Source organism: Anaerococcus provencensis (assembly GCF_000312365.2).
Lineage (GTDB): Bacteria > Bacillota > Clostridia > Tissierellales > Peptoniphilaceae > Anaerococcus > Anaerococcus provencensis.
Genome location: NZ_HG003685.1, coordinates 192,438 through 206,951, shown reverse-complemented (window position 1 = coordinate 206,951; position 14,514 = coordinate 192,438). Strand labels below are relative to the sequence as shown.

The window sequence follows — 14,514 nt, the reverse complement described above, 5'->3', positions numbered from 1 at the left end:
TATAATTTTTATAAATAATTAATGAATTTTACTAAGTAGGAAAAAATAATATGACAATACATATGTCTTAAGGTAAAATGATTGAATATAAAATATAAGAAAATATGAGAGAGTAAGTAAATAGGAGGAAAATTTATGGCAAAAGCAGTTTTATTAAGAATTGACGATAGACTATTGCACGGCCAAGTAGCCAGAAATTGGATGAAACAAGTTGGCGCTGATGTAATAGTTGTAGCAAACGACCTTGTAAGTGAAGACGAAAAACAACAACATCTTATGGACCTAGTAACACCAATGGGTTCAAAATCATATTTCTTTGGCATAAGTGAAGCTAGTTCTAAAATCAAAGACCTTGAAGAAGAAGATGCCCTAGTTTTGGTAGAAAGTCCAGCAGATGCCCTAAAATTGATTGAAGATGGAATTGAAATCGACTCAGTTAACGTAGGAAATATCCACCAAACAAGTGGCAAAGAAAAGGTAAATGAAAGTATCTTCGTAGATCAAAATGATATTGATACATTTAAGAAAATCGAAACTAGTGGTAAGAAACTAGACTTTAGAACCCTACCAAATGATCAAGCTATAGATTTTGACCAACTTTTCAAATAAATAATAGATCCAACGCTTACAAAGCTTAGGTAAAATAATTGGATCCAAAATGAGGATTTTGGATGCATTTAAGGAGCGCAAAGCTCCTTTTTTTATTTTGGGGTAAATACTTACTAAGAACCGGACAAGGGAGGAGAAAAAATGAAAGTTATAATAGTAGGAGCTGTAGCAGCTGGGGCGACCCTTGCCACTTCACTGCGTCGTCTTGATGAAAATATAGAAATAGTAATGTACGAAAAAGATAGGGATATGAGTTTTGGCAACTGCGAATTGCCCTACTACCTATCCTACCAAATAAAAAACAGCCAAGATTTGGTCCACAGGGACAGCAAGAGTTTTGCCAAAAGATACAATATAAAGGCAAAAAACTACCACCAAGTCCTTGCAATCGACAGGGAAAACAAATCCATCAAAGTTTTGGACAAAAAATCCGGCCAAAAATTTGAAGAAGATTACGACTACCTAGTTCTTGCCACAGGTGCCCACGCCAATGTCCCAAAAACCATAAAGGGAACGGACAAGGACCATGTTTTTACCATCAGAAATGTAGTAGATGTAGAAAATATAAGAACCTACTACGAAAAAAATAAACCTAAGGAAATCTTTGTTGCAGGCGGTGGATTTATCGCCATAGAAGCAGCCCACGCTCTGAACGAACTAAAAGATACTCAGATAAATATGTTCGTCCGTGGCAAAATCCTTGGAGTCATAGACGATGAACTCAAAGCATTTATAGAAGAAAACATTATAGAAAACGGTGTAAATATCATCCATGAAAAAGAACTAGTAGAAATCACTGACAAGGAAGCTATCTTTGCATCAGGCAAAAGAGTTCCTGCAGATATGGTAATACTAGGCCTTGGAATGGCTGCAAATAACAAGCTTGCAAAAGACGCCGGCCTCAAACTAACAGAAAAGGGTTCCATAGTAACAGATGATGATTACAAAACGTCAGATCCAAACATATTTGCCATAGGCGATGTGATTGATATCAGAAATTTCTTTACAGGAGAAAAAGAGAACCTAAAACTAGCTTGGCCAGCCCATAGGCAGGCAAAATATGTAGCCAATCTCCTAGGAGGAGAAAAAAGCGAAAAACAATCATTTATAGGAACTTTTCTATTAAAATCCTTTGACTTAAATATAGGAGTAACTGGTCTTGGAGAAGCAAAATTAAAGGAATTGGCCTATGATTATGACACAACGCTCATCTCCCACACAGATATAGTAGGAATAATGCCTGAAGCTCAAATGGTCTATATGAAACTATTATTCGACAAAAATACCGGCAAAATCTACGGAGCCCAAGCCTTAGGCAGAGGTGTAGTAGACAAGAGAATCGATGTCATAGGAAGTCTTATAAAAATGAGTGGGACAATATATGACCTCTACGACCTAGAGCTTGGCTACCAGCCATACTACTCAACAACCGAAGATATTAACAATGTCATAGGGTCTCAAGCCATAAATATAAAAGAGGAGAGACTCCCTCATGTTAGAATATCAGAACTAAAAGATTATATCTTAGACTATAAAATATATGACATAAGAAACGAATCCGCCTACAAAGAATGCCATATCAAAGGGGCAGAACTTTTTACAGGAAATCTAGAAGATTTTGCAATTCCAAAAGACAAAAAAATCCTAATCTACGACCAAACAGGAGCAAAAGCATCTAACACCATAAAAAGGCTAAAAAATATGGGAATAGAAAATGTCTACATGCTAGACGGAGGCATGGTATACCTACGCGAATACGCCAAATACTTTGACTTGGACTTGATTTGTGAGGATGAATAATTATATGTTAATCAATCATAAATAGGGCTGTTGCAAATTGATAGATATCTATCGTTCCATCATTGGAGTGCACTCCCGGAAAGTTTGAGGTTTAGCCCGCCGGCTCGTGGAGGCGTTTAGCCCTTCGGCTGGAAGAGACCTTTCTGGGAGGGTGCTCGAATGATATAGGAACGATTTATCTATTTTGCAACAGCCCCTTATTTTATTATCTAATAATTCCTAAACAACTCTTGGTGGCTTCCTGTTCTAAGCATTACTAGAATCAAATTATTGTCAATTATCTCATATATTACTAACCAGTCAGCTTTGATATAGAATTCATAGGCTCCATTCCATTCACCTTTTAGCTGGTGATTTTTATATTTTTCTGGCAATTCTTTATCGTTTTCTAAGTAGGATATGGCTTCTCTTAGCAAGGATAAATCTTTGCCTTGCTTTCTCATGCGTTTGAGGTCTTTTTTAAATTGACTTGATATCTTGATTTTCATTTGCTAATTCTCTATCAATTTCATCTATTATCTCGTCAAAATTATTATAGGTTTTTAAATTATCTAAATTTTCTCTGACTTCTCTAAGAGCTTCTAAACTTGTTTGATTTGGAGAGTTCAATTCTAATTCAAAGGGTATCCCTTGGTATCTTTCCACAGCCTTTAGGAACATATTGACTCCTGTTGTCATATTAAATCCTAGGTCTTGGAAAATTTTTTCAGTATTTTTTTAGTTTGTGCATCTACATTTACAGTTATGCTAGATTTTTCCATAATATCACCTCAATTTCATTTTACAAGGATATATCTTGTAATACAAGTTATTATAATTATAATACCTTATATATGCCATGTGTTTTATGGGTAATAATATAAATATATAGGATGTATAGGAGGAAATATGTATAAATCATCACCGATTGGGCTTTTTTATCCAGGACTTAATGATTCGCCCTTTTATAGGATTCCAGCTCTATTAAAGCTCAATGATGGAACTATAGTTGCAGGAGCTGATCAAAGGCTTGATACTAGGTCAGACTGGGGAAAGATTAATCCAGTTTTGCTTTTTAAAAAGCCTGGTCAAGATTTTACTGATTTTACCAAAGTCATTGACATGGATGCTAAAGATACCACCGATGCTCCCTTTAATATAGACATGTGCCTAGTTGAAATTGGAGATAAGCTCTATATGCTTATTGATACTTTCAAGTCTGGTGGCAACTTTTGGGCTGCCAAAAACCAAGAATCCTACAAGGATGTTGGCGGGGAAAAATATTTAAAAATTTTTGATAGAGATGGCAATGAATTTTATGTAAAAGAAGATGGAAATGTCTATGATAATAGGGGTAAGAAGACAAATTTAAGTGTTCAGATGACTGATACCATGCCATTTACTAATCTTTATAATATTTATGAAGATGATAAAGTTATTGGCAATATTTATAAGGACTCTTCACCTTACCAAATCCACCAAACTTCCCATCTTTGGCTGATACATTCAACTGATAAGGGTAGAACTTGGCAATGCCCAGTAGATATTACTAGGCAAATTGCAGATCCTAAAATGAAATTTCTTGGGGCTTGCCCTGGAGTAGGCCTTGCACTTACTAGTGGTCGCTTGCTTTTTCCTATATACTATTCTATAGGAGATGATTACAACAAGGAAAATGTAGCACTTATCTACACTGACGATAAAGGCAAGACTTTTCACAGGTCGAGATCTATCAATTTTGGCAAAGACGAACTTATTGGAGACTTGGAATTCAATACATCTGAAAGCCAGCTTGTTGAGCTTAACAACGGCCATGTTATGATATTTGTGAGAAATACTTCTGGCAAGGTTCTCTATGCCTTATCAGAGGATATGGGAGAGACTTTCTCAGATCTTAGACAAGTTTACTTTGATTCCACATCAACTTGCATGGTATCAGTATTAAAAATCGAAAGAAATAAGAGAGAATATATACTCCTATCAAATCCAGACGGCCCTGATAGGAGCCATGGATCTATCAAAATCCTAGAAGTAAAACCCGATGACAGCTTAGAATTTGTCGGAAGAAAAATGATAAATGACAAGCACTATGGATATTCTTGCCTGGCCCACAGCCCAAAAAAGGATACCTACGCTCTTCTTTACGAGCAAGAGGAAGACATTGACGGCCAGGGCAAAGATGTAATTTATTACACAGAATTTGACCAAGAATGGCTATTTGATTTGTAAAAGAAAAAATGGATGGTTACTTGTCCCCTTTCAACAGGGACTCTAACCATCCATTTTATTATTCTTCCAAAGTTATTTCTTGCTTATCTTCTTTTAGTTTTCTTATCCTACAGGCTTTTATCCTATTGTCTTCTATGTATAGGATTTTTATTTCGTAGCCGTTGTAGTCAAAGGCGACGTTTTCGCCGGCATCCGGTATATAGCCTAGGCGATCTATAATGAAGCCTCCTAGGGAGTCGTAGTTTTCGTTTTCTTCGTCTATTTCTATTGGAATCTTTTCGTTTAGGTCTTTGATAGACATGGAAGCTTTTACTACATAAACTCCCTGCCTATTTTCCCTAAATTCGTGAATATACGTTTCACCTTCGTCTAGGTCACCTACTATCTCTTCTAGTAGGTCATCTATGGTTACAACCCCAGCAAAACCTCCGTATTCGTCGATGAGAACGGCCATATGGATGCGTTTGATTTGCATATCTGAGAAAAGCTTGTCTGTTTCAATCTTATCTGGTGCAAAATAAGCTGGTTTTATAAGACTTCTTAGGTGGACATTTTTGATACCAACACGACTTGCTTCTAATAGATAGTCTTTGGTAAAGATTATGCCCAAAATATTGTCTACTTCGTCTTCATATACCGGTATCCTAGAGTGTTTAATCTTACAAAACTCATCTAACCAAGTTTTTTCCGTATCATTGACATCTATCATAAAGACGTCAGTTCTTGCAGTCATGATCTCTTCTGCTATGAGATCATCAAAGCCCATGATGGAATTGATCATCCTAGATTCCATGGGACGGATGATGCCTTGGTTTTCTCCTACTTGGACAATGGACCTAATCTGCTCGCTGGTCACTTCCTTTTCTACAGCCTTGGCTTCTATGCCAAATATGTTCATAAAAAAGTTTGTAACAGCATTAGTAAATTTTACAAAAGGTGCAGTTATTCCAAGTATTAGTCGGCTTAGAAAGTTTGTTGCCATTGCAAGTTCCATAGGGTTTCTGACTCCTATGCGCTTTGGAATTTTGTCTATAAATATTATTTTAATTATAGCAAAAATTATGATGGATAAGACAATATATGTGCTCATCCTTCCTTCTAAAATATGGTCAAAGGGTAAGCGGCTGATAAAATAAGTTATTATCACAAAGGATATGATCATGTCGATCAAATCAAAAGATTGGTTTAGCCTATCTTGGTCGCTGATTATTTTTAGAAGGGATTTAGTCTTGCTATCTCCTTCTTCTTCGTAGATTTCTTTCAGTCTATTTGAATTTAGGGATATAAGACTAGCGTGAATTGCAGTTATAATCGCATTTAATATTATTAGCAAAAGGATTATAGCTGCGTTTTTTAAAGTAAAATAGGGCCCAGCCTCCATTTATCATCTCTCCTTGTTAAATGTAAGTTCTATTATCTTCTACAAATTGCTTTTCGTTTAAAGTATCTGTAACATCTGGGTCAGAAATAATATCTTTTACTTTCATTAGTCTAGCAATAGTAGCTCTTTCATTTTCTTCTAGTTTTGCTCTGATGTATTTGATTGTCTCTTCCAAGTCTGGAATTGTACGGTATTCTAGAGCATTTACACGACGACGTGTTGATTCTATCTCATCTGCCATTAGCTGGGTGGTCTTTTCCATTTCAGCTAATTTGAGTAGTTTTTCCATTACTTCGTTAAGGCCAATGATTGCTTGATCGAGTCCTGCTGACGTTTCGGCATAGCCATAGGAAAACATACTTGCATTTTCGTCTTGGTCGACCTTAAATTCCATTTGTGGAATTCTAACGCTCATGATATTTTTTACATCTATATCGACACCAACTTTTTGAGTTGGAAAGCTTACTGCGGCTTCCATAGCCTCTGGAGACATAAAGGCACTTGCTATAAGAAAGTCAGAGAAGGAGTCAGAAAGCTCTTTTTCTACTTCTTCTCTTAGGGTCTTGTTCTCGCGGATTAGTATCATAAATTGACGCATGAGTTCATCTTGCTTGTCTTTTAATAATTTGTATCCACGTTTGCTTGTGCCTAGTCTTTTCTTGAGGGTATTTAGGTTCATCCTAGTTGGCGTTACTTTTAGTCTTGCCATTTTTATCACCTAATCCATGTATTTTTCAATTAGGACGTCGTCAATTCTCTTAAGTTCTGATTTTGGAATAATCTTTAATAATTCCCAACCAAGATTTAGAGTTTCTTCTATTGACCTATTGGTGTAATATCCTTGGTTGATGTATTTTTCTTCAAATTCTTTGGCAAATTCTGCAAAAGCTAGGTCAGCATCAGAAAGCGCTGAGTCACCCAAGATTTTTTGAAGTTCTCTGGCATCAACACCTGATGCATATGCTGCATAAATTTGGTTCATAGTATCAGCATGGTCCTCACGAGTTTTGCCATTTCCTATACCCTTATCTTTAAGACGGGATAGGGATGGAAGGATAGAAACTGGTGGTTCCACACCTTGGTTATAAAGCTCACGGTTAAGGATGATTTGTCCTTCTGTGATATAGCCTGTTAGGTCAGGGATTGGGTGGGTGATATCATCTTCTGGCATTGATAAAATAGGAATTTGAGTAATAGTTCCTGGTTTGCCACGAAGTTTACCAGCTCTTTCATAGATTGTAGAAAGGTCTGTATAAAGATATCCTGGATATCCACGACGGCCTGGCACTTCCTTACGGGCAGCTGATACTTCACGCAAAGCTTCTGCGTAGTTGGTCATGTCTGTCATGATAACAAGTACTTGCATATCTTTTTCGTAGGCTAGGTATTCTGCACAAGTTAGAGCCATTTTTGGTGTTGATAGACGTTCAATTGCTGGGTCATCAGCAAGGTTCATAAATAGTACTGAACGGTCCAAGGCTCCAGTTTTTCTAAAGTCATCTAGGAAAAATTGTGCTTCTTCAAAGGTAATACCTATAGCTGCAAATACTACAGCAAAGCCTTCGTCATCGTTAAGTACTCTAGCTTGACGGGCAATTTGTGCTGCAACTTGGTTGTGTGGAAGTCCGTTTCCTGAGAATATAGGAAGCTTTTGTCCACGCACTAGGGTATTTAGTCCATCTATGGTAGAAATACCTGTTTGTATAAATTCTGATGGGTAGTCACGGCTTACTGGGTTTATAGCAGTTCCGTTTACATCTCTTTTTTCCTCTGGGATTATAGCAGGACCATCATCTATTGGTTCGCCAAGTCCATTAAATGCACGGCCAACCATGTCTTCTGATACACCAAGTTCAAGAGGTCTGCCTAGAAATCTAACACTTGTTGCAGCAAGGTTGATACCTGTTGATCCTTCGAAAAGTTGGACCATGGCACGACCTTCTTCGATTTCTATAACACGACCACGGCGACGTTCGCCTGTTTGCATTTCAATATCTACAAGTTCATCAAAGTTGACACCTTCTACACCTTCAACAAGCATAAGAGGGCCAACGACTTCTGTAACTGTTTTATATTCTTTTAACATTATGCCTCCTTTTGCAAGTTTCCAATTTCTTGGTCAATTTGATCTTTGATGTCTGCTAATTTTTCTATTTCTTCTTCGCTTACAAACTTAGCACGAGTGATTCTTTCGTGAACTGGAAGTTTTTCTATCTCAGATATATCTATACCACTAGAAAGAGCTTCTATAGATCTGTCGTAATTGTACAAAATCAAGTCAAGCATGATGTTTTGTTTCTTTAGTGAACAATAGGTATCAACATCGTGGAAGGCGTTTTGTTGCAAATAGTCTTCTCTGATTGATTTTGTGACGTTAAGTTTAAGTTTATCATCATCTGATAGGGCATCACGACCTACAAGTCTTACAACTTCTTGTAAGCTTTGTTCTTGGGCAAGCAAGCTCATAGCACGTTTTCTCATAGTTGAGAAGTCTTCGTTGACATTTGAGTCAATATAGCTATCCATCTTATCTTGGTATAGGGAGTATGAATTTAGCCAGTTGATAGCTGGGAAGTGACGTTGGTAGGATAGGTCGTAATCTAGTCCCCAGAATACTTTTACTATACGAAGTGTTGCTTGGGTAACTGGTTCTGAAAGGTCTCCACCTGGAGGGCTTACAGCGCCGATTACTGTTAGTGATCCTTTTTCGTCACGGTTTCCTAAAACTTCAACCTTACCAGATCTTTCGTAGAAGTCTGCTATACGGCTGGCAAGATATGCTGGGAAACCTTCATCTCCTGGCATCTCTTCTAGACGTCCAGACATCTCACGAAGGGCTTCTGCCCAACGGCTAGTAGAATCAGCCATCATAGCTACGTTATAGCCCATATCACGGAAGTATTCTCCAAGGGTGATACCTGTGTAGATACTTGCCTCACGGGCAGCTACTGGCATATTGGATGTGTTGGCGATAAGGATTGTTCTCTCCATTATTGATTCGCCTGTTTTTGGATCTATTAGTTCTGGGAATTCGTTAAGTACGTCAGTCATTTCGTTGCCACGTTCACCGCAACCAACATAAACTACCATGTCAGCATCGGCAAATTTTGCAACCTGGTGTTGAACTACTGTTTTACCAGATCCGAATGGTCCTGGGATTGCAGCAGTACCTCCCTTAGCAACTGGGAAGAATGTATCTATAACCCTTTGGCCTGTGATAAGTGGTTCGTTTGGATCAAGCTTTCTTCTTGATGGACGAGCCTTTCTTACTGGCCATTTTTGAATCATATTGATTTCTTTATCGCCATCTTCTGTTTCGATAACAGCTACTGTTTGGTCAACTGTATATTCGCCAGATTTTATGTCTTTAATTTTTCCGCTTACTCCAAAAGGTACCATGATTTTGTGAGTAAGTACGTGTGTTTCTTCAACAGTACCTAGGACATCTCCTGCCACTACTTCATCGCCTATCTTAGCAGTAGGATTAAATTCCCATAGTGTTTCACGAGATAAAGCTGGTGATGTAACTCCTCTTTTTAGGAAATTACCAGCCAAATCTTCAAGTTTTTTAAGTGGTCTTTGGATACCATCGTACATGTGGCGAAGCATTCCTGGTCCAAGCTCAACTGATAGAGGGTGGCCTGTTGATACTACAACATCTCCAGGGCCTATACCTGTTGTTTCTTCATAAACCTGAATACTTGCAACATCTCCTCTCATCTCTATTATTTCACCGATGAGCTTATCTTTTGATACCTCAACCACGTCATAGATGTTAGCATCAGATAGGCCGCTAGCTTCTATCAATGGTCCTGATACTTTAGTAATTTTACCTTCTTTCAAATTAAGCTCCTTTAATTTAAAATGTTGGCTCCAACAGCCTTTTCTACTGACTTGTTGATATCAGCAAGGCCTATGCCCATAGAACCTGTGTTTCCTGGGATTAGTATGATTGCTGGAGTCATCTGATCTCTATATTTGTCAATTGTAGATGGAATTTGTTGGGCAAATTTTTCTGTGATAAATATCACGCCAACTTCTTCTTTGGCAAGATCTTTGATCTTTTCACTTGCTTCATTGCCATCTATAACTGTATATACTTCTACACCGAGTGCCTTAAAGGCTAGAACTGAGTCCTTATCTCCGATTACCGCTACTCTATACATATGTTTCACGCAACCTTTCTAGGGTAAAGTCTTTTGGAAGATTGTTTAACTTTGATACGAGGATAATCCTCAAGTTTTTGATCTCCGCTTCCTTTGAAATTATATAATTCATCAAAACTTCTGGGCCATAGGTCATTTGTTTGGCCAGCCTTGAGTAATCCATTTGATGATCATCAATTGATTTTTCAAGGTCAAGTAGGTTTTGATCCATAGTTTTATCCCCATCTAGGGCATTGACTACATACTTATTGATATTTTCATTAGAAAGACTCACAACGATTTGATCAATTTCTTGTAGGAAAATCTCATCAAATCTTTCTTTTTCTATATAACCCCCATTGATTAGGGCGCTATTAAGTTCCTCAATGTCAGAATCTTTGCTTTTTACTCTAAGCATTGTCTTAAGATTGATAAGGTCAATACGCTCTTTGGTATAGCGAGTTAACTCTTCTAGATCTATAGCCTTGGCATCTTCCAAAAGTTTCTTGTAATAAGCCTTATCTAGGCTAATTTCTAAGTCCTTTGGATTTTTGCTCTCATCAAAAATCCCTAGTGCTTCTTTGGCATATTCTAGGTAAGGATCGCTTGGATTATCTGATTTGTTGAAAGGCTCATAGCCTTCTATATCTAGTGTTTCCAAGAAATCTTTTTCTATAGCATCTTCGTTTAAAAGTTCCTTCTTGATGTAGGCAAGGTCTATATTTCCTAGGTCGTTATAAAGATTTGCATAGTTTTCCTTTTGAATGATTTCCTTTAATAAGACCTTTAGGTTGTGAAAGTTGTATCTTTCCCTAAAATAATCCAAAATATTGCTATCATTAGCAGTATTTTCGATTAATTTGTAGGATTTCTTAAGCTCATCATCTAGGATTTTCTCGTATTCCTCATCTCTATTGAGATTTTGGATGCTTTCTCTATAAGAAGAATCGCTTAGGGCGTTTAAGACTTCGCTCAGAGAGTCATAGTCAACTAGTCTTTCCAAGTCATTTTTACTAAGGAGGTTGTTTTCATATATTCTTGTTGAGATAGATCCACCTATATAGTTATCTCTGTTCATTTAGACCTCCTTATTTAAAAATTTCACTTGAAATTTGTTTTCTTATATCGTCAATATTGTATTTTATTATTGAAGAAAATCTGTTGTCGTATTCAATCTTTCCAGATTTGATCACAAAACCATCTTCTACGCTTTCATCTGATACTTTAAAGCCGTGGAAATCTTCGTTTTTAAGGGCTTCTTTGTAGTTTTTTGCCAAAAGCAAGTCACCAGTTTTGATATCAGAGTTTTTTATAGTATTTAAAACAAAGTTTTTGTAAGAAGATTCGTCGATATTTTTTAGATTTTCTAAAAGTTTATCTACTATTTGGTCTATAACCTTGTTTTTTGCAGAAATTTCTATATCTCTAGATTCTCTTTTTGCTGAGACATTTTCATTTGTTAGTATAGTTTCTGCTTCTCTATTTGCCTTATCGATAATCTCACGTGCTTTAATCTCTGCTTCGTTTTTTGATTGGTATATGATTTCGTCAGCCTTTTCTTGGGCTTCTCTTAGGATTTGATCTCTTTTAGTATTTCCTTCGTTAATAATTGACTCTAATATTACTTCAAGATTATTCATAATCTTTTCCTAATATTAAGCTCTAACTAATAGTAGAGAAATTACAAAACCTAAAATAGCATAAAGCTCAACCATTACTGAATAAACAACACCTTTAACGAATTGATCTTCGTTTTTAGCAAGGATATTTACACCTGCGATAGCAACACGTGCTTGTTTTTGTGCTGAAGTGTAGCCTACAATTGCTACTGGAAGAGCTGCCATTAGTAGGTATAGACCTCTTTCAAATGTGATAGAATCTCCACCTGTGATTTGTTGGTAGATAAAGAATCCAATTACGAATCCATAAAGACCTTGGGTACCTGGTAAAAGTTGTAATATAAGGGCTTTACCAAACTTTTCTGGTTGGTCTACTGTCAAAGCTGCTGTAGCTTCACCTGCCATACCTACACCTTTTGCTGATCCAATTCCACCAAATAATGTTGCAATCGCTGCTGCCAATACTGCAAATACTATTCCACCGTTTTCAATAAAAAATTCACTCATTATTTTTCTCCTTTTCTAATGATATTAATAAAGTTTGTGTCTTCGACCATCTCGCGGAATTTGATTCCGCCACCTTCGTAAAATTTGTTAAACATTTCTACATAAATTAACCTTAGTGAGTGTACATAAGCTGATAAATATGATAAGAACATATTAAATATTTGGAAAATTACAAAAATTATAATTCCCGCGATTAGACCACCTATGCCACCACCAACCAACATTTCTACAATCAAGTTTACAGAATAAGCTACAAATCCACCAGATAATACTAGGGCCATAAGTCTTAAGAAGGATACAAAGTCTCCAATCCAAGATGTTATCCCGTAAAGTTCATAGGCACCGGAAGCTATTCTTCCACCCCATGATTTCATAGCACGTCCTGCAAATAGAACTATTATTACCATGCCCGCTATCATGACGTATTTTGCTATTGGGCTTTTTGTAAGGGCTAAAGCTATTGCTCCACCTACTGCCATATACCAGCTTATTACATCAAAAAATAGGCCGTCTGGGTGTCCATCGCGTATTGCCATAAATCCTTTGACACCAAGGGCAAAGAATAAAGAAATACCTCCTATGATTAAGGACATAGTTATAAGTGTATCTATATCATTTTGTGTATCAATCCAGCCGAATGGAACATCTATTATTCCGCCAAATACTGATCCAAAGATAAAACCAAATACACATGCTGATATTGATATTCTTAAAAATAACTTTACTGTTTTTTCTTTATCTTTAGGCAAAAAATTTAATTTTAGAGCAAGCAAGGTTGCTATAACTCCCAAAAGTCCATAACCTAAGTCACCTATCATAAATCCAGTAAATATTGTATAGAAAATCGCTACGATAGATGTAGGATCTAATTCGCTATACTTTGGCAAAGAATAGGTTTCAACCACGCCTTCATAAGGCTCTATGAGCTTGTTGTTCTTTAAGATGATTGGAACATTTGGATCTTCTTTTTCGGCTTCTTTTACATCTAATATGTATTTTTCGCCCAAAGTTTTGTCCAAATCAGCCTTAAAGGCACTTGTCATATCACTTGGCACATAGCCTTCTATGATATTCATCTGGCGAGTTTTTAGGAAATTTTCGCTAGATTCTTCCTTTTTTCTTTGGTTTCTTACATAAGATTGGTAGACGTATAGGTCAGGCAAATATTTTGCCATTCCTCTGATTTGCTCGTCTATTTTTTCAATCTCAGTGTTTTTTTCATCTTTTTGCTCGTTTAGGCTAGTTAGGTAGGTTCCTATATTATCGTCTGCACCTATTTTAACTTTGCTAAAGCCATATTCTCTTAATGTATCTTCAAATTCTTCCTTACAAGCTAGAGTTGAGACTGCTACTACATAGTAGTTGCCATCGCGTTCGCTAATCTTATAAACAAGGCTTCCATCAAGACCACGCTCTACCAAGGCTTCTTGCAAGCTTTGGTAAAATCTAGATGAAATTGTTCCTGTTTCTAGGAAAAACCTATCGGAATTATAAAGCTTGTTGATATTTATATCTATATCTTTCCAAGGGGATAGGTCGTTTACTCTAGAAGATAAGTTCTCTTTGGCATTAACTAGTTTTTCACGACTGGTTACTAGGTCTCTTAATTTCTCATAAATTAAATCGAAACCGAAGTTTGAGCCTTTTTTGTTGACTTCCTCTATAGACATCTCACTTGTTTCAGTGTGTAATTCTTCTGGCAAGTTTTTGTTATAGTCTTCTATTAGTTTTATAACATAATCTACATTATTAATAGATTCGTCTATTTGAGCAAGTTCTTTTGTTGCCCTAATTTCGGTCAAATAGTCTTCATCATTTTCTAGGACCAAATCGTTAAAATGAACGTAGTTAAAGTCTTGTAGGATATTTAAAAGATTTTCTCTATCAGAGTCAAAGGCTAGCAAGTTAAACTTATCCATTTTAACTATTGCCATCTCTAATTATCCTTTCTGTAAGCTCATTTATTAATTGATCTATATCACTAGTTTGATTGTCAATAATACTTTTTGAACTAGCTTTGGCCTTTTCTAGTATAGGCTCTTTGTCTAGTTGAGCTTTTTTATTTGCATCTTCAATCAATTTGGCTTTTTTTGCATTGGCTTCAGAGATTATTCTCTTGTATTCAGCATTTGCCTGATCTTTGGCATCTTTTACCATTTGCGTTGCTTGATCTTTGGCATCGCTGACACTTAAGCTTGCATTTTCTTCAGCTTCTTTGATCTTAAGTAATATATCGTCTGCCATT

15 protein-coding genes are annotated in these 14,514 nt (G+C 36.6%); 3 read left to right on the top strand and 12 right to left on the bottom strand.

Annotated features, from left to right (window positions below; translation table 11 throughout):
* Positions 1-135: 135 nt before the first annotated feature.
* Both BN38_RS01265 and BN38_RS01260 read left to right on the top strand, forming a co-directional pair.
* Positions 136-609 carry a PTS system mannose/fructose/N-acetylgalactosamine-transporter subunit IIB gene (locus BN38_RS01265; protein WP_044565101.1) on the top strand — a complete coding sequence of 158 codons (474 nt, stop codon included), beginning with the start codon at positions 136-138 and terminating at the stop codon, positions 607-609.
* A 141-nt stretch (positions 610-750) separates the two neighbouring features.
* Complete coding sequence (locus BN38_RS01260; RefSeq protein ID WP_044565100.1) at positions 751-2,409, top strand: FAD-dependent oxidoreductase; 1,659 nt, start codon at positions 751-753, stop codon at positions 2,407-2,409.
* Between the two features lie 209 nt (positions 2,410-2,618).
* On the opposite strand, the gene BN38_RS01255 is transcribed toward BN38_RS01260, so the two are convergent.
* Together BN38_RS01255 and BN38_RS01250 are read right to left on the bottom strand one after the other, a co-directional pair.
* Entirely contained in the window at positions 2,619-2,897 is a 279-nt protein-coding gene (locus tag BN38_RS01255) for a type II toxin-antitoxin system YafQ family toxin (RefSeq protein WP_044565099.1), read from the bottom strand.
* Positions 2,869-3,087, bottom strand: coding sequence for a type II toxin-antitoxin system RelB/DinJ family antitoxin (locus BN38_RS01250; protein WP_084593724.1), 219 nt, complete (start codon positions 3,085-3,087; stop codon positions 2,869-2,871). The genes BN38_RS01255 and BN38_RS01250 overlap by 29 nt, the downstream gene beginning before the upstream one ends.
* Positions 3,088-3,297: 210 nt before the next feature.
* On the opposite strand from BN38_RS01250, the gene BN38_RS01245 reads away from it, so the two are divergent.
* Positions 3,298-4,617, top strand: coding sequence for a sialidase family protein (locus BN38_RS01245; protein ID WP_044565098.1), 1,320 nt, complete (start codon positions 3,298-3,300; stop codon positions 4,615-4,617).
* A 58-nt stretch (positions 4,618-4,675) separates the two neighbouring features.
* On the opposite strand, the gene BN38_RS01240 is transcribed toward BN38_RS01245, so the two are convergent.
* From BN38_RS01240 to BN38_RS01195, 10 genes are read right to left on the bottom strand one after another with little or no spacing between them, the layout of a single operon-like run.
* Positions 4,676-5,998, bottom strand: a complete 1,323-nt coding sequence (locus BN38_RS01240; protein ID WP_044565097.1) for a hemolysin family protein — start codon at positions 5,996-5,998, stop codon at positions 4,676-4,678.
* 16 nt (positions 5,999-6,014) lie between these two features.
* Positions 6,015-6,707, bottom strand: coding sequence for a V-type ATP synthase subunit D (locus BN38_RS01235; RefSeq protein WP_084593723.1), 693 nt, complete (start codon positions 6,705-6,707; stop codon positions 6,015-6,017).
* A gap of 9 nt (positions 6,708-6,716) precedes the next feature.
* Positions 6,717-8,084 (bottom strand): V-type ATP synthase subunit B, encoded by a 1,368-nt coding sequence (locus BN38_RS01230; RefSeq protein ID WP_044565096.1) that lies wholly within the window; start codon positions 8,082-8,084, stop codon positions 6,717-6,719.
* A complete protein-coding gene (locus tag BN38_RS01225) occupies positions 8,084-9,841 on the bottom strand; it encodes a V-type ATP synthase subunit A (RefSeq protein WP_044565094.1) in 1,758 nt (585 codons plus the stop codon). Before BN38_RS01225 ends, BN38_RS01230 begins: the two co-directional genes overlap by 1 nt.
* A gap of 11 nt (positions 9,842-9,852) precedes the next feature.
* Positions 9,853-10,164, bottom strand: coding sequence for a V-type ATP synthase subunit F (locus BN38_RS01220; protein ID WP_044565092.1), 312 nt, complete (start codon positions 10,162-10,164; stop codon positions 9,853-9,855).
* Positions 10,157-11,221, bottom strand: coding sequence for a V-type ATP synthase subunit C (locus BN38_RS01215; protein WP_044565091.1), 1,065 nt, complete (start codon positions 11,219-11,221; stop codon positions 10,157-10,159). Before BN38_RS01215 ends, BN38_RS01220 begins: the two co-directional genes overlap by 8 nt.
* 10 nt (positions 11,222-11,231) lie before the next feature.
* The gene (locus BN38_RS01210) at positions 11,232-11,783 is read right to left on the bottom strand and encodes a V-type ATP synthase subunit E (RefSeq protein ID WP_044565090.1); all 552 of its coding nucleotides are present in this window, start codon (positions 11,781-11,783) and stop codon (positions 11,232-11,234) included.
* Between the two features lie 15 nt (positions 11,784-11,798).
* Positions 11,799-12,269 carry a V-type ATP synthase subunit K gene (locus BN38_RS01205; protein WP_044565089.1) on the bottom strand — a complete coding sequence of 157 codons (471 nt, stop codon included), beginning with the start codon at positions 12,267-12,269 and terminating at the stop codon, positions 11,799-11,801.
* Positions 12,269-14,203 (bottom strand): V-type ATP synthase subunit I, encoded by a 1,935-nt coding sequence (locus BN38_RS01200; protein ID WP_044565088.1) that lies wholly within the window; start codon positions 14,201-14,203, stop codon positions 12,269-12,271. Before BN38_RS01200 ends, BN38_RS01205 begins: the two co-directional genes overlap by 1 nt.
* Positions 14,190-14,513, bottom strand: coding sequence for a hypothetical protein (locus tag BN38_RS01195; RefSeq protein WP_044565087.1), 324 nt, complete (start codon positions 14,511-14,513; stop codon positions 14,190-14,192). Before BN38_RS01195 ends, BN38_RS01200 begins: the two co-directional genes overlap by 14 nt.
* Position 14,514: the final 1 nt, after the last annotated feature.

Excerpts from the sequence above, each read along its gene's own strand:
- BN38_RS01265 (WP_044565101.1), top strand. The coding sequence starts at position 136 with ATGGCAAAAGCAGTTTTATTAAGAATTGACGATAGACTATTGCACGGC.
- BN38_RS01260 (WP_044565100.1), top strand. The coding sequence starts at position 751 with ATGAAAGTTATAATAGTAGGAGCTGTAGCAGCTGGGGCGACCCTTGCC.
- BN38_RS01255 (WP_044565099.1), bottom strand. The coding sequence starts at position 2,897 with ATGAAAATCAAGATATCAAGTCAATTTAAAAAAGACCTCAAACGCATG.
- BN38_RS01250 (WP_084593724.1), bottom strand. The coding sequence starts at position 3,087 with ATGACAACAGGAGTCAATATGTTCCTAAAGGCTGTGGAAAGATACCAA.
- BN38_RS01245 (WP_044565098.1), top strand. The coding sequence starts at position 3,298 with ATGTATAAATCATCACCGATTGGGCTTTTTTATCCAGGACTTAATGAT.
- BN38_RS01240 (WP_044565097.1), bottom strand. The coding sequence starts at position 5,998 with ATGGAGGCTGGGCCCTATTTTACTTTAAAAAACGCAGCTATAATCCTT.
- BN38_RS01235 (WP_084593723.1), bottom strand. The coding sequence starts at position 6,707 with ATGGCAAGACTAAAAGTAACGCCAACTAGGATGAACCTAAATACCCTC.
- BN38_RS01230 (WP_044565096.1), bottom strand. The coding sequence starts at position 8,084 with ATGTTAAAAGAATATAAAACAGTTACAGAAGTCGTTGGCCCTCTTATG.
- BN38_RS01220 (WP_044565092.1), bottom strand. The coding sequence starts at position 10,164 with ATGTATAGAGTAGCGGTAATCGGAGATAAGGACTCAGTTCTAGCCTTT.
- BN38_RS01215 (WP_044565091.1), bottom strand. The coding sequence starts at position 11,221 with ATGAACAGAGATAACTATATAGGTGGATCTATCTCAACAAGAATATAT.
- BN38_RS01210 (WP_044565090.1), bottom strand. The coding sequence starts at position 11,783 with ATGAATAATCTTGAAGTAATATTAGAGTCAATTATTAACGAAGGAAAT.
- BN38_RS01205 (WP_044565089.1), bottom strand. The coding sequence starts at position 12,269 with ATGAGTGAATTTTTTATTGAAAACGGTGGAATAGTATTTGCAGTATTG.
- BN38_RS01200 (WP_044565088.1), bottom strand. The coding sequence starts at position 14,203 with ATGGCAATAGTTAAAATGGATAAGTTTAACTTGCTAGCCTTTGACTCT.
- BN38_RS01195 (WP_044565087.1), bottom strand. The coding sequence starts at position 14,513 with ATGGCAGACGATATATTACTTAAGATCAAAGAAGCTGAAGAAAATGCA.